13 protein-coding genes and 1 pseudogene are annotated in these 13829 nt (G+C 65.3%); 11 read left to right on the forward strand and 3 right to left on the reverse strand.

The features are described from left to right. From AC3WLF_RS17065 to amrS, 6 genes are all read left to right on the forward strand, one after another. A partial coding sequence (locus AC3WLF_RS17065; RefSeq protein WP_492358550.1) for a dihydrolipoyllysine-residue acetyltransferase occupies positions 1-1018 on the forward strand: 1018 nt, incomplete at its 5' end. A 73-nt stretch (positions 1019-1091) separates the two neighbouring features. After that, positions 1092-1769, forward strand: coding sequence for an MFS transporter (locus tag AC3WLF_RS17070; RefSeq protein ID WP_492320510.1), 678 nt, complete (start codon positions 1092-1094; stop codon positions 1767-1769). A 33-nt stretch (positions 1770-1802) separates the two neighbouring features. Further along, positions 1803-3581: a dihydrolipoyl dehydrogenase gene (gene lpdA / locus AC3WLF_RS17075; RefSeq protein WP_492320511.1), complete on the forward strand. Its 1779-nt coding sequence runs from the start codon at positions 1803-1805 to the stop codon at positions 3579-3581. Positions 3582-3894: 313 nt separating this feature from the next. Beyond that, positions 3895-4332, forward strand: a complete 438-nt coding sequence (locus AC3WLF_RS17080; protein ID WP_492320512.1) for a universal stress protein — start codon at positions 3895-3897, stop codon at positions 4330-4332. 93 nt (positions 4333-4425) lie between these two features. Then, positions 4426-4620, forward strand: coding sequence for a hypothetical protein (locus AC3WLF_RS17085; protein ID WP_492320513.1), 195 nt, complete (start codon positions 4426-4428; stop codon positions 4618-4620). Continuing rightward, complete coding sequence (gene amrS / locus AC3WLF_RS17090; RefSeq protein ID WP_492358551.1) at positions 4617-5705, forward strand: AmmeMemoRadiSam system radical SAM enzyme; 1089 nt, start codon at positions 4617-4619, stop codon at positions 5703-5705. Before AC3WLF_RS17085 ends, amrS begins: the two co-directional genes overlap by 4 nt. Positions 5706-5946: 241 nt before the next feature. Here amrS and phaP1 read toward each other — a convergent pair whose 3' ends face one another. Beyond that, the gene (gene phaP1 / locus AC3WLF_RS17095) at positions 5947-6525 is read right to left on the reverse strand and encodes a TIGR01841 family phasin PhaP1 (RefSeq protein WP_011615034.1); all 579 of its coding nucleotides are present in this window, start codon (positions 6523-6525) and stop codon (positions 5947-5949) included. Positions 6526-6883: 358 nt separating this feature from the next. Between phaP1 and AC3WLF_RS17100 the strand changes: the two genes are divergently transcribed. The 5 genes and pseudogenes from AC3WLF_RS17100 to pbpG all read left to right on the forward strand — a co-directional run bounded on the left by AC3WLF_RS17100 (position 6884) and on the right by pbpG (position 11488). Beyond that, positions 6884-7804: a histone deacetylase family protein gene (locus AC3WLF_RS17100; protein WP_041687266.1), complete on the forward strand. Its 921-nt coding sequence runs from the start codon at positions 6884-6886 to the stop codon at positions 7802-7804. After that, positions 7801-8727, forward strand: a complete 927-nt coding sequence (locus AC3WLF_RS17105; protein ID WP_492358552.1) for a DMT family transporter — start codon at positions 7801-7803, stop codon at positions 8725-8727. Before AC3WLF_RS17100 ends, AC3WLF_RS17105 begins: the two co-directional genes overlap by 4 nt. Positions 8728-8783: 56 nt before the next feature. After that, a complete protein-coding gene (locus tag AC3WLF_RS17110) occupies positions 8784-9263 on the forward strand; it encodes an acyl-CoA thioesterase (protein ID WP_492351653.1) in 480 nt (159 codons plus the stop codon). Continuing rightward, positions 9260-9981 (forward strand): annotated as a pseudogene (locus tag AC3WLF_RS17115) (nitroreductase). The gene AC3WLF_RS17110 and the pseudogene AC3WLF_RS17115 overlap by 4 nt, the downstream one beginning before the upstream one ends. A gap of 283 nt (positions 9982-10264) precedes the next feature. Further along, the gene (pbpG, locus tag AC3WLF_RS17120) at positions 10265-11488 is read left to right on the forward strand and encodes a D-alanyl-D-alanine endopeptidase (RefSeq protein ID WP_492320519.1); all 1224 of its coding nucleotides are present in this window, start codon (positions 10265-10267) and stop codon (positions 11486-11488) included. 69 nt (positions 11489-11557) lie between these two features. Here the strand turns inward: pbpG and AC3WLF_RS17125 are convergent, their stop codons facing one another. Together AC3WLF_RS17125 and AC3WLF_RS17130 are read right to left on the reverse strand one after the other, a co-directional pair. Continuing rightward, a complete protein-coding gene (locus AC3WLF_RS17125; RefSeq protein WP_492320520.1) occupies positions 11558-12970 on the reverse strand; it encodes an FAD-binding oxidoreductase in 1413 nt (470 codons plus the stop codon). A gap of 15 nt (positions 12971-12985) precedes the next feature. Next, positions 12986-13735: a FadR/GntR family transcriptional regulator gene (locus tag AC3WLF_RS17130; protein ID WP_492358553.1), complete on the reverse strand. Its 750-nt coding sequence runs from the start codon at positions 13733-13735 to the stop codon at positions 12986-12988. Between the last annotated feature and the right edge of the window lie 94 nt (positions 13736-13829).

Here is a 13829-nt window from a genome sequence, read left to right on the forward strand (position 1 = left end):
CAGCGCGCCCGCACCGGCACCGGCCCCCGCAGCCGCCGCCCCGGCACCGGCCGCAGCACCTGCTGCCGCGCCGGCCGCCGCTGGCGTAACCGGCAAGGCCGCCCACGCCAGCCCCTCGGTGCGCAAGTTCGCACGCGAGCTGGGCGTGGACGTGTCGCGCGTGCCGGGCACCGGCCCCAAGGGCCGTATCACCCAGGAAGACGTGCAGGGCTACGTCAAGGGCGTGATGAGCGGCCAGGCCGCCGCGCCCGCACAGGCCGCCGCGGCTGGCGCCGGTGGTGGCGAGCTCGGCCTGCTGCCGTGGCCGAAGGTCGATTTCACCCGCTTCGGCGAGGTCGAAAGCAAGGCCCTGTCGCGCATCAAGAAGATCTCGGGTGCCAACCTGCACCGCAACTGGGTCATGATCCCGCACGTCACCAACCATGACGAAGCGGACATCACCGAGCTGGAAGCCTTCCGCCTGCAGCTGAACAAGGAAAACGAGAAGTCCGGCATCAAGGTGACGATGCTGGCGTTCATGATCAAGGCCACGGTGGCGGCGCTGAAGAAGTTCCCGAACTTCAACGCGTCGCTCGATGGTGACAACCTGGTGCTGAAGAAGTACTTCAACATCGGTTTTGCCGCCGACACCCCGAACGGCCTGGTCGTGCCGGTGATCAAGGACGCCGACAAGAAGGGCGTGCTGGAGATCAGCCAGGAAATGAGCGAGCTCGCCAAGCTGGCCCGCGACGGCAAGCTCAAGCCGGACCAGATGCAGGGCGGCTGCTTCTCGATCTCTTCGCTGGGCGGCCTCGGCGGCACATATTTCACGCCGATCATCAACGCGCCGGAAGTGGCCATCATGGGCGTGTGCAAGTCGTACCAGAAGCCGGTGTGGGACGGCAAGCAGTTCGCGCCGCGCCTGACGCTGCCGCTGTCGCTGTCGTGGGACCACCGCGTCATCGACGGTGCCGAAGCGGCGCGCTTCAACACGTACTTCGGGCAACTGCTGGCGGATTTCCGCCGGATCCTGCTGTAAGCGGGGTTGCGCCGGGCAGGCCAGGCCGTCGGCCTGCCCGCCCCGGCGCACCACGCGCAACCGGGAGCGAGCCATGACTACCTGCGTGGTCGTGAGGAAGGGCGCCGAGGTGGCCATCGCGGCAGACGCGCTGGTGACCTTTGGCGACACGCGCCTGTCGCGCGCCTATGAGCGCAACCAGAAGGTGTTCCCGGTGGGCGATGGCTTTATCGCGCTGGCCGGGACCACCGCGCACTTCCCGGTCATGCGCACGCTGCTGGCGGGGCTTGGCGAAGAGTGCCGGCTGGGCTCGCGCGATGACGTGTTCCGCACCTTCCTGAAGGTGCATGAGAAGCTGAAGTCGGACTATTACGTCAACACCAAGGAAGACGAGGACGATCCCTACGAGTCGTCGCAGATCGTATGCCTGATCGCCAATCCGGCGGGCATCTTCGGCGTCTACTCGTACCGCGAGGTGTTTTCGTTCGACCGCTTCTGGGGTATCGGCTCGGGCCGCAACTACGCGCTGGGCGCGATGCATGCGGTCTATGACCGGCCGGACCTGGATGCGGGCGAGATCGCGCGCATCGGCGTCGATGCAGGCGTGGAGTTCGACAAGAGTTCGGCGGGGCCGATCGAGGTGCACACCGTGCGGCTGCACGAGGGTGACGCCGCACCGGCGCCGGCGCCTGGCGGTGCCTCGGGCGGCAATCCGGCAACCGGCAGTACGGCACCCGACAGCGTGGCAACCAACAACGACGGCGCGCCCTGAAGCCGAGAGGCGGGCGCGCATAGAGGAGCAAACATGAGTGTGATCGAAGTCAAGGTGCCGGATATCGGCGATTTCGACGCGGTGGAAGTGATCGAGGTGCTGGTCAAGGCCGGCGACACGGTCGAGGTGGAACAGTCCCTGATCGTGCTGGAATCCGACAAGGCCAGCATGGACGTGCCGTCGTCGGCCGCCGGCAAGGTGGTCGAGGTCAAGGTCAAGGTCGGCGACAAGGTCGGCCAGGGCGCGGTGATCTGCACCATCGAGGCCCAGCAGGCCGCGGCCGCCCCGGCGCCCGCGCAAGCTCCGGCACCGGCGCAGGCTCCCGCACCCGCGGCGGCGGCCCCGGCTCCTGCTGCCGCCAGCCACAGCGGTGGCGCCGATATCCAGTGCGAGATGCTGGTGCTGGGCGCCGGCCCCGGCGGCTACTCGGCCGCCTTCCGCGCCGCAGACCTGGGCATGAATACCGTGCTGGTGGAGCGCTACAGCACGCTTGGCGGCGTCTGCCTGAACGTGGGCTGCATCCCGTCCAAGGCGCTGCTGCACAATGCCGCGGTGATCGACGAAGCCAAGGCGCTGGCCGCCCACGGCATCCTCTTCGGCGAAGCCAAGATCGACCTGGACGGCCTGCGCCACTACAAGAACCAGGTGGTCGGCAAGCTCACCGGCGGCCTGGCCGGCATGGCCAAGGCGCGCAAGGTGCAGGTGGTGCGCGGCATCGGCAACTTCCTCGACCCGCATCACATGGAGGTCGAGCTGACCGAAGGCGAGGGCAAGCGCAGCACCGGCAAGAAGACCGTGATCCGCTTCGAGAAGGCCATCATCGCTGCCGGCAGCCAGGCGGTGAAACTGCCGTTCATTCCGGAAGATCCGCGCATCGTCGACTCGACCGGCGCGCTGGAGCTGCCCGAAGTGCCTAACAAGATGCTGGTCATCGGCGGCGGCATCATCGGCCTGGAAATGGCCACGGTGTACAGCACGCTGGGTGCCGACATCGACGTCGTGGAAATGCTCGACGGCCTGATGAACGGCGCTGACCGCGACCTGGTCAAGGTCTGGGAAAAGAAGAACAAGGACCGCTTCGGCAAGGTCATGCTGAAGACCAAGACCGTCGGCGTGGAAGCCAAACCGGACGGCATCTACGTCAAGTTCGAAGGCGAGGCCGCGCCGGCCGAGCCGCAGCGCTACGACCTGGTGCTGGTGTCGGTGGGCCGCTCGCCCAACGGCAAGCGCATCAGCGCAGAGAAGGCCGGCGTGGCCGTGAGCGAGCGCGGCTTTCTCAACGTCGACAAGCAGATGCGCACCAATGTGCCGCATATCTTTGCGATCGGCGATATCGTCGGCCAGCCGATGCTGGCGCACAAGGCGGTGCATGAAGCCCACGTTGCCGCTGAGGCCGCGCATGGCGAGAAGGCTTACTTCGATGCCAAGCAGATCCCGTCGGTGGCCTTCACCGATCCGGAAGTGGCCTGGGCCGGCCTGACCGAAGACGAGTGCAAGGAGAAGGGGATCAAGTACAGCAAGGGCGTGTTCCCCTGGGCGGCTTCGGGCCGCGCCATCGCCAACGGCCGCGACGAAGGCTTCACCAAGCTGATCTTCGACGAGGAAACCCATCGCGTGATCGGCGGCGGCATCGTCGGCACGCATGCGGGCGACCTGATCAGCGAGGTCTGCCTGGCGATCGAGATGGGCGCCGATGCGGTGGATATCGGCAAGACCATCCATCCGCACCCGACGCTGGGTGAATCGATCGGCATGGCGGCGGAGATCTATGAAGGTACGTGTACTGACGTGCCGCCGCCGCGCAAGCGCTGAGCGCCGTTCGCTGCAAGCGAGAAAGCCCGCCTGGCCAGGCGGGCTTTCTCATCGCCAATTATGCAATTAACCGCCAGCATTTGCCGGCGTCCGCGAGGTCTGCCTGCCAGCACCGCTCGCGTCGGCGGCCAAGGTGCAGATTGCGACAGGAGATGCAAGACCTTCGCTGCCTATACTGAATTCAGCCGCCATGCACCCCAAGGCGACCGAGGCCGGCGCTGCATATTCGGGCGCGGCCGATCGCTGCCGGATGCCTGCTGGCGGGATCCGGTGGCCCCCGGTGGCTACCGTTCAGCTGACAAGGAGGCACGACGTGTTCAGGCATCTTCTTGTTGCGGTAGACGGCTCCGCTCTGGCCGAAGCGGCCTTTCGCAAGGCACTGGCGTTCGCGCAGGAGACGCAGGCCAGCATTACGGCGCTGCGCGCCTGCCCGGATTTTCACATCACGACTTACCACACCGAAATGCTCACCGACACGCGAGAGCAGTTCGAAGAGGCTGTCCTCGAGGACGCATCGAAATACCTCGACGGCATCGCGCGAGAGGCCGCCGCGGCAGGCGTGCCCTGCGACACCAGCAGCGTGGTCGACGATCATCCCTACGATGCCATCATCAAGGCTGCAGAAGAAAACGATTGTGACCTGATTGTCATGGCGTCTCATGGGCGCCGGGGTGTGAAGGGGCTGTTGATTGGCAGCGAAACCCTGAAGGTACTGACCCACAGCAAGATTCCGGTGCTGGTCTATCGCTAGATGTCGCGTGAATGGGCCGCCGGCATTGATGACGCCGGATACGTTCGTGATGCCACCATGGTTGCCTGTCATGGGCGCCATAAAGGATCTGCCATGAGCACTCGCCGCTATGTCGTGATGATCGACCAGCCCAGGGACGTTGCCGACGAGCAGATGGCAGAGTACATCAAGCATGCCATCGCCGGATGGGGTGCCGGATTGCCCCCGCCTCCGGCGGACAGCCCGTTCTTCGACCTGGATGTCTTGTCGGTAACCGTGATCAGCAAGCCGCACAAGGACCATTTATGAAGGATGTGCCCGGTTCAGGGAGCTATGCCGGCCGCTACTGGCATTTCCTGGATGACGGCCGCATGCAATGCGACCTGTGCCCGCGCCACTGCCGCCTGCATGGCGAGCAGCGCGGCGCTTGCTTCGTGCGCCAGCGGGTCGGCGATCGGATGGTGCTGACCGCCTATGGCCGCTCGTCGGGCTTCTGCATCGACCCCATCGAAAAGAAGCCGCTCAACCACTTCTACCCGGGCTCCGCCGTCCTGTCGTTCGGCACGGCCGGCTGCAACATGGCCTGCAAGTTCTGCCAGAACTGGGATATCAGTAAATCGCGCGAGATGGAGACCCTGGCCGATGCGGCCATGCCCGAAGCGATCGCCGCATCGGCGGCGGCGCACGGTTGCAAGAGCGTGGCCTTCACCTACAACGACCCGGTGATCTTCGCCGAGTACGCCATGGACATAGCCGATGCCTGCCACGAACTGGGCATCAAGGCGGTGGCGGTGACCGCAGGATATATGGGCGCCGAGGCGCGGCGTGATTTCTACGCCAGGATGGATGCGGCAAACGTCGACCTGAAAGGCTTCAGCGACGCGTTCTATGTTGCCTTCACCGGGGCGCACCTGCAGCCGGTACTGGAGACGCTCCAGTACCTGAAGCACGAAACCGATGTCTGGCTCGAGATCACGACGCTGCTCATTCCCGGCAAGAACGACAGCGATGACGAGATTCGCGCCGAGGCCCGGTGGATTGCCAGGGAGCTTGGTCCCGACGTGCCGCTGCACTTCACCGCATTCCATCCGGACTACAAGATGCGCGACGTGCCGCCGACACCATGTTCCACCCTTGCGCGCGCCCGCAAGCACGCGCTGGCGGAGGGACTGCATTACGTCTACACCGGCAACGTCCACGACACCGCCGGTGCCACCACCCATTGCCCCGCTTGCCGCGCGCAGCTCATCGTGCGCGACTGGCACGCGATCGAAAGCTATCGCCTGACTCCCACGGGAACTTGCCCGGACTGCCTTGCGCAGATTGCGGGACGTTTCGGGAATTTTGAGCGTCAGTTCGGGCGGCGGCGGATTCCTGTGCGCATCGGGGAATAGGGCGCAAGCTGGTGGAAAGGTGAAGAACAAAAAAAAGCCCGACCTGTAGAGGTCGGGTTTAACGATACCTTTGGACAAGGAGACCGCGGTACCGAGGAGACATCGGCAGACAAGGCAGCGCCGATGCAGCTCAGTCAGGGCACTACCTTCATCGTTGGCAAAGCACACCGCAAACGCCAGGCGTCGATATGCTTTGCCAACGGACCGGCCGCAGCCGGTCCATCTTCAACGCAGGCAGCTATCAGGCAGCCGTCGTCTTCTTCGCCGTGGCCGTACGGGCCGTGGCGCTGGCTTGCTGGGCAGCCTTGGTGGCAGCCGTTGCCGCAGCCTGGAAGTTGGTTTCAGCGATTTCGACCGCTTGCTTGGTCGCCTTCTGCACCGACTCGTAGGCGTTGTTGGCAGCGGAGATCGCCGACTTCACGATGGCCACGGTCGATTCCGAACCGGCCGGGGCGTTCTTGGCGAGGTTCTCGACCAGCGCTTGCACGTTCTTCGAGCCTTCGGCCAGCTGGGCCTCGGCTACCTTGGTGAACTCGCTCTGGGTTTCCGAAGCGATTTCATACAGGTGGCGGGTGTAGGCCAGGGTCTTTTCGGCAACCGGCTGCACGGCTGCGGCCTGGATGGCCAGCAGTTCCTGCGCGTCCTTGGCCGACAGCGCCTTCTTGGCGTTGTCAACGCCTTCTGCGAACGAAGTCTTGACGACCTGCAGGTTCAGCTCGACGAGCTTTTCGACGCCTTCAAACGCCTTGGTGGTCAGGCCGAACAGCGTTTCGAGGTTGGCCTTTTGCGCTGCTGCAACTTGTTCCGGGGTGAGGATCATTGCTGGTCTCCAGTGGTGAACTTCAAGGTCTAGCAAATTAAGCCGCCTAGATGTCAGGGCCGTGACGGTGTTGTGCCCGATTCGGCCAGCCCAGGCGTGTGGGTGGGTCAAGGCGCATTTTTTATTTGGTGCGCCGCAACAATTCCTATTTTAGAGCTGCGCGATTCAATGTCAAGCGGATTTTGTGCAATGCACAAACAACGTTGCTGGCGATACACGGGTGCGGCTGTGACGCCACTCCGGGGGGGCTCCGGCGATGGCCGGGCAGGGGTGCTAACATCGCAGATTGCCCGCGCCCGCACGGCTGGCCGCGCCGGGAACCAACAAAGACGTGAACAGAACCGCCCAGGCCACTTCCATGCTCGCTTTCTACGCCGACCATTTTGTGCTGCCACTGCCACCCGGGCACCGTTTCCCGATGCGCAAGTACAGCATGCTGCGCGATGCCGTCGCGGCGCAGGTGCCGGGGCTGCGCCTGGTGGAGGCGCCGCGCGCGGGCGACGATGCCTTGTTGCTGGCGCACACGCCCGGGTACGTGCAGGCCGCGTCAGCCGGCACGCTCGACGCGGCGCGCCAGCGCGAGATCGGCTTCCCGTGGTCCGAGGCCATGGTGGAACGCTCGCGGCGCTCCGCAGGCGCCACCATCGAGGCCTGCCGGACGGCGCTGCGCGAAGGCATTGCCGTGAACCTGGCGGGCGGCACCCACCATGCGTATGCCGACAAGGGCGGCGGCTTCTGCGTGTTCAACGATGCCGCGATTGCGGCGCGCGTGCTGCAGCGCGATGGCGCCGTGCGCCGCGTGGCCGTGGTCGACCTGGACGTGCACCAGGGCAACGGCACCGCGTCGATCCTGCAAGGCGATCCGTCCGTGTTCACGCTGTCGCTGCATGGCGAGAAGAACTATCCGTTCCGCAAGGAGGCCAGCGACCTGGACGTCGGCCTGCCGGACGGCTGCGACGACGACACCTATGCGCAGGCGCTGCAGGCGGCGCTGGACACGCTGTTCAGCCGCTTCGATCCCGAGCTGATCATCTACCTGGCCGGCGCCGATCCGCATGAGGGCGATCGCCTCGGGCGGCTCAGGCTGACCCTGGCGGGCCTGGCACGGCGCGACCGGCTGGTGTTCGATGCCGCGCATGCACGCCAGTTGCCGGTGGCGGTGGCGATGGCGGGCGGCTACGGCAACCAGATCGAGGACACGGTTGCGGTCCACGCGCAGACCGTAAGCCTGGCCGCGCAATATCACGCGCGCCATGCACAGGCGCTGCTGGCCACATGAGCGGCGTGATGGAGCAAGGCGGCGCAGCAGCGTCAAGCGCCCGCACCACGCTGTGGGTGGCGTCGATGCCGTGGCTGTTCGTGCTGATCTGGAGCACCGGCTTTATCGTCGCCAAATACGGCATGCCGTATGCGGAGCCGATGACCTTCCTGTTCCTGCGCTTTGCCGGCGTGGTGGTGCTGATGGTGCCATTCGTGCTGCTGGCGCGCGTGCCGCTGCCGCGCCTGCCAGGCAAGGCGCAAACGGACTGGCGCGCGGTCGGGCATATCGCCGTAGCGGGGCTGCTGCTGCAGACGGGCTACCTCGGTGGCGTCTGGGCTGCGATCAAGCTTGGCATGCCTGCCGGCGTATCGGCGCTGATCGTCGGCATGCAGCCGATCCTGACCGCGCTGATCGCCACGCGCATGGGTGAGCGCATCGGCGCGCGCCAGTGGCTGGGCCTGCTGCTCGGCATCGCCGGCGTGGCGCTGGTGGTGGCCAACAAGCTCGGTGCCAGCGGACTCACACCGGCAAGCCTGGCACTGGCGGGTGGCGCCTTGGTCAGCATCACCGTCGGCACGGTCTACCAGAAGCACTTCTGCCCGGTGTTCGACCTGCGCATGGGCTCGGTGATCCAGTTCGCCGCTGCGGCACTTGCGTGCGTGCCGTTCATGTTCCTCTTTGAAACCCGCGCGGTGCAGTGGCGTGCCGCGATGCTTGGTGCCATGGCGTGGTCGGTGGTGGCGCTGTCGATCGGCGCGATCTCGCTGCTGTTCCTGCTGATCCGGCGGGGCGCGGCCACCAAGGTGTCGAGCCTGATGTACCTGACGCCGCCCACTACCGCGGTGATGGCCTGGCTGCTCTTCGGTGAGCGCTTTCCGCCGCTGGCCGCTGCCGGGATGGTGCTCGCGGCGCTTGGTGTCGCACTTGTCATCCGCCGGTAGTGTCGCGTATGCGGCTACTTCAGTATTCCTATCCCATCCTGTCCCGTCCACGTCTCATGAAACCGCAAGCCGAGTCGCGCAGTGCCTATCCGTACTTCCAGCCGATCACCACGCGTTGGATGGATAACGATGTCTATGGCCACGTTAACAACGTTGTCTACTACAGTTACTTTGATACCGTGGTGAATACCTACCTGATCCGGCAGGGCGTGCTCGATGTCACGTCGGGCGACACGATCGGGCTGGTGATCGAGACGCAGTGCAACTACTTCTCGTCGCTGAGCTTTCCCGAGACCGTGGTGGCCGGCCTGCGCGTGGCAAGGCTGGGTACGTCGAGCGTGCGCTATGAGGTCGGGCTGTTCAGCGGCGACAACGAGACCGCCGCCGCGCAGGGGCATTTCATCCACGTCTATGTCGATCGCGCCACGCGCCGGCCGGTGCCGTTGCCGGAGCCGCTGCGCGAGGCGCTGCTGCCGTTGGTGATGACCGACGCGGTGACGGGCGGGCAAGGGGAAGAACGGGGCAACAGGAGATGAACAAGATGTCCCACGAGGTGCAATTCGGTTCGCAGGATGCCGTGGACTGCGTGGATCGCGCGATCCTGACGCGGCGTTCGGTGCGGGCCTTTCTCGATACGCAGGTGTCGCGCCGGACCGTCGAAGAAATCCTGGCCGTAGCCAGCCGTGCGCCGTCGGGCACCAATACGCAGCCGTGGCGCGTCTATGTGCTGTCGGCGAGGCCAAGGCCAAGCTGTGCGCCGATGTACTGGGCGCTTACGAAGACCCCGAGCGCGACAGCAAGTACCTGGAAGAGTATCCGTACTACCCACGCGAGTGGGCTGATCCCTACTTGTCGCGGCGGCGCAAGGTGGGCTGGGACCTGTACGGGCTGCTTGAGATCAGCCGCGAAGACAAGGCGCGCATGCATGAGCAGCACGCGCGCAATTTCCGTTTCTTCGATGCGCCGGTGGGGATGATCTTCACCATCGACCGCATCATGGAGCAGGGCAGCTGGCTGGACTACGGCATGTTCCTGCAAAGCATCATGGTCGCCGCCCGGGCGCGCGGACTTGATACCTGTCCGCAGGCGGCGTTCACGCAGTTCCACAAGATCATTGGCAGCCACCTGCGGCTGCCACCGGAGGAAATGGTGGTATGCGGCATGTCACTGGGTTTTGCCGACCCGGAAGCGATCGAGAACCAACTGATGACGGAACGTGAGCCGGTCAGCGGGTTCGCGCGTTTCCTCTCATAGCAAAGTTTGAGAAAAGTTTGTATCAATGTGTAACGATGAGTGCCGATATACAAGACGACGTCCGTGTATTGGCTGGGAGTGTTCCAAGGGGCAGCAAGGTGAACCCGGGTACGCCTGGGGCAAGCCAGAGGCGGTTCGCATGCAAACGTGACCTTTTGGTTGCTTTTTCCACAATGTGGAAATGTTTGCAAATCGAACTTTAAGGAGCGTCTGTAAGTCTTTAATCTTGCTAACAATTTCTTTCTTTCCTACACTAGCGCCATTCCTATGCGCTGAACGAATCATGTTCCGGTCTGATTCCATTTTTTCCAGATTCTTCGGCTCCGCACCCCTGTCCGCTGTTGCCACTGCGGTCCTGGTATCGGTGTCGATGGTCGCGGCACCTGTGGCCGAAGCGGCCACCAAGTCCGCAACTACCCAAAAAACGTCCAAAAAGCAGGCAAAATCGGTTAACGCCGAGAAAAAGAGTGCTTCGAAGGCTGTTGCCAAGAGCTCGCGTAGCGGCAAGGTTGCCAAGCGCGAAGCAAGCAGCACACGCAAAGTGGTGGTGCTGAAAAATGGCAAGCGCCATACCGTCGTGGCCCAGCGCGCCGCACCCGTGCGCGCCGCCTTCACCCCGGCCAAGCCGTCGCTGGGCGAAGCCATGGGCTTGCGCGACACCGACGACGCGCTGGCACTGCGTTCCAGCGTGGCACTGGTGATGGACCAGAACTCCAACGAGGTGCTGTTCCAGAAGAACGCCAGTGCGGTGCTGCCGATCGCTTCGATCACCAAGCTGATGACCGCGCTGGTGGTGATGGACGCCCGCCTGCCGATGGACGAAGTGCTGACCATCTCCGAGGAAGACCGCGACACCGAAAAGCACAGCGGCTCGCGCCTGCGCTTTGGTACGCAGCTGACGCGCCAGGAGCTGCTGCTGCTGGCGCTGATGTCGTCTGAGAACCGCGCTGCGTCGGCGCTGGGCCGCAACTACCCGGGCGGCCTGCCGGCCTTTGTCCAGGCGATGAACCGCAAGGCCCGCGAGCTGGGCATGAACGACAGCCACTTCGTCGATTCCAGCGGGCTGTCGAGCAGCAATGTGTCGAGCGCGACGGACCTGGTGCGCATGGTCAACGCGGCGTACCGCAACCCGACCATCCGCGAGTTCTCGACGCAGACCGAGCATGAGGTCAACGTGCTGGGCCGCACCCAGCACTACGTCAGCACCAACCGCCTGGTGCGCGGTGGCAACTGGGAGATCGGCCTGCAGAAGACCGGCTTTATCTCCGAAGCCGGCCAGTGCCTGGTGATGCAGGCCAAGGTCCAGGGCCGCAACGTGGTGATGGTGTTCCTGGACTCGGCCGGCAAGCTGTCGCGCTTTGCCGATGCCAACCGCGTCAAGGACTGGCTGGAGCATGCGCCGTCGCCATCGTCGCCGCAGCGTGGTTTCCCGTCGTCGCCGAACCTGACACAGGCTCCGGGCGGCGCGCACGCGATCCTGGCTTCGCAGCAGTCGCGCGGCATCTGATACGGAATGCCTGACCGGAAAAAAACGCGCCGTGCCACGGCGCGTTTTTCTTTCTGGCGGCCGCGGCCGTCAGAGCAGCTTGCCTGGGTTCATGATCCCGGCCGGGTCGAACACGGCCTTGATCTCGCGCATCAGCCGCAGTTCCAGCGGGTCCTTCATGGCCAGGAAGGCATGGCGCTTGAGCTGGCCGATGCCATGCTCGGCGCTGATGCTGCCGCCGTAGCGCATCACTTCGTCCAGCACCGCGTCGGTCACCGCATCGCCTTGCGTGGCCGCCCAGTCCTTGGGCGCGCCGGCCGGGCGCGACAGGTTGTAGTGCAGGTTGCCGTCGCCGAAGTGCCCGAAGATAAAGGGCCGGATGGCGGGATCGAGCCCACGCAGCCGCGTTTCCATCGAGGTCATGAAGGCCGGGATCTGCTCGATCGGCAGCGAGATGTCGTGCTTCAGGTGCGGGCCGTCGGCGCGCTGCGCCTCGGAGATTTCCTCGCGCAGTTTCCACAGCGCCTGCAATTGTGCGAGTGAGGCAGACACGGCTGCATCGAGGCACAGCTCGCGCTCCAGCGCTTCGCCGATAACGCGTTCGAGCAACGCGTTCAGCGCATCTTCGTCCGTGGTGTCGGCCAGTTCCACCAGTACGTAGGCGGGGTAGCGTTGCGCGAACGGCTCCTGCACGCCCTCTGCGTGCGTGAGCACCAGGTCCAGGCAATCGCCGGTAAAGAATTCGAACGCCTGCAGGCGCGCGCCGCATTGCTCAAACAGCAGTTCATAGAGTGCCAGCGACTGCGCCGGCGAGGCCACCGCCGCCAGCACCACACTGCGCGTGTCGGTGCGCGGGAACAGCCGCAGCGCGGCCGCGGTGATTACGCCAAGCGTACCTTCGGAGCCGACCAGCAGCTGCTTCAGGTCATAGCCGGTATTGTCCTTGCGCAGCGTGCGCAGGCCATGGAAGACCTCGCCGTTGGGCAGCACCGCTTCCACGCCCAGCACCAGTTCGCGCGCCATGCCATAGCGCACCACGTTCACGCCGCCGGCATTGGTCGCAAGGTTGCCGCCGATCTGGCACGAGTCTTCGGCGGCCAGCGACAGCGGCAGCAGCCGGTTGGCGTCTTGCGCCGCGCGGCGCAGGTTGCCGAGGATGCAGCCGGCCTCGGCAACCATGGTGTTGGCGATGGTGTCGAGCGAGCGCACCGCGTTCATGCGGTCCAGGCTCAGCACCACGTTCCGCGCTTGTGCATCGGGCGTGGCGCCGCCGCACAGGCCGGTATTGCCGCCGCGCGGCACCACCGGCACCGCGGCCTGCTGGCACAGCGCCAGCGCGCGCGAGACTTCGTCCACGGTGCGCGGCCGCAGCACGGCCTGGGCCTGGCCGCGATAGATGCCGCGCCAGTCGGACAGCCACGGGGCGATGTCGTCGGGGTTGGTCAGGACGGTGTCGGCGCCGAGGGCCTCGGTGAGCCGCTGGGCGAATTGGCCGGTTTGCATGATGGCGGTGTCGTCTCAGGAAGGGGAAGGGGAGCTGGCTGCGTGCGCTGGCGACGCTTCATCGGCGCGCGCGCGCAGCGCCAGGCCAAGCCGGCGCGCCGCGCATTGCAGGTGCATCACCGCGGCCGCGCGGGCGGCCGCGGCATCGCCACGGCGGATGGCATCGACGATCGCTTCATGCTCGGCATGCACGGTCTCGGCCAGGCCTGCCTGGCGCAGCGTATTGGCGCGCGCGGTGGCCACGGCCTGATGCAGCTGCAGGTTCAGGTACTGCAGCAGCTGGCGGTAGTAGGGGTTGTGCGTGGCGGCGGCAATGCCGATATGGAAGGCGGCGTCGATATCGGCCGCCGGCTGCGGGTCATAGAGATGAGCGCGCAGCCGCTGCAGCAGTGCACTCAGTGCGGCCACGTCCACATCGGTGCGGCGCACGGCGGCCAGCGCCGCGGCGGCGCCTTCCAGGTCGATGCGCAGGTCGTACAGGTCGGCCAGCCCGCTGGCGTCGATATCGGGTTCGCGTGGCAGCTGGAATCCCGCCGCGCCGGTACGCGAGCGCACCGTGCAGCCGACGCCCTGGCGTGACTCGACGAAGCCCTGCGAACGCAGGTGCTCGGTGACTTCGCGGATCACCGCGGCGCTGACGCCGTACTGCTCGGCCAGCTGCCTGCCGGTCGGCAACCGGCTGCCGACCGGGTAAGCGCCGCTTTCGATATCGGCGCGCAGCTGGCGGGTGACCTGTTCGGTGAGGGTGACGGCACGGGTTCGCATGGGAGCCGATTATAAGGTTTGCTGGTTATCTGAAAACTAAGGGTAAACCATTGAATTGAGATGGCCGCAGCCCCAAAGCAAAACGCGCGGACTG

The sequence above is a fragment of the Cupriavidus sp. FW306-01-F10A genome (genome assembly GCF_058782785.1).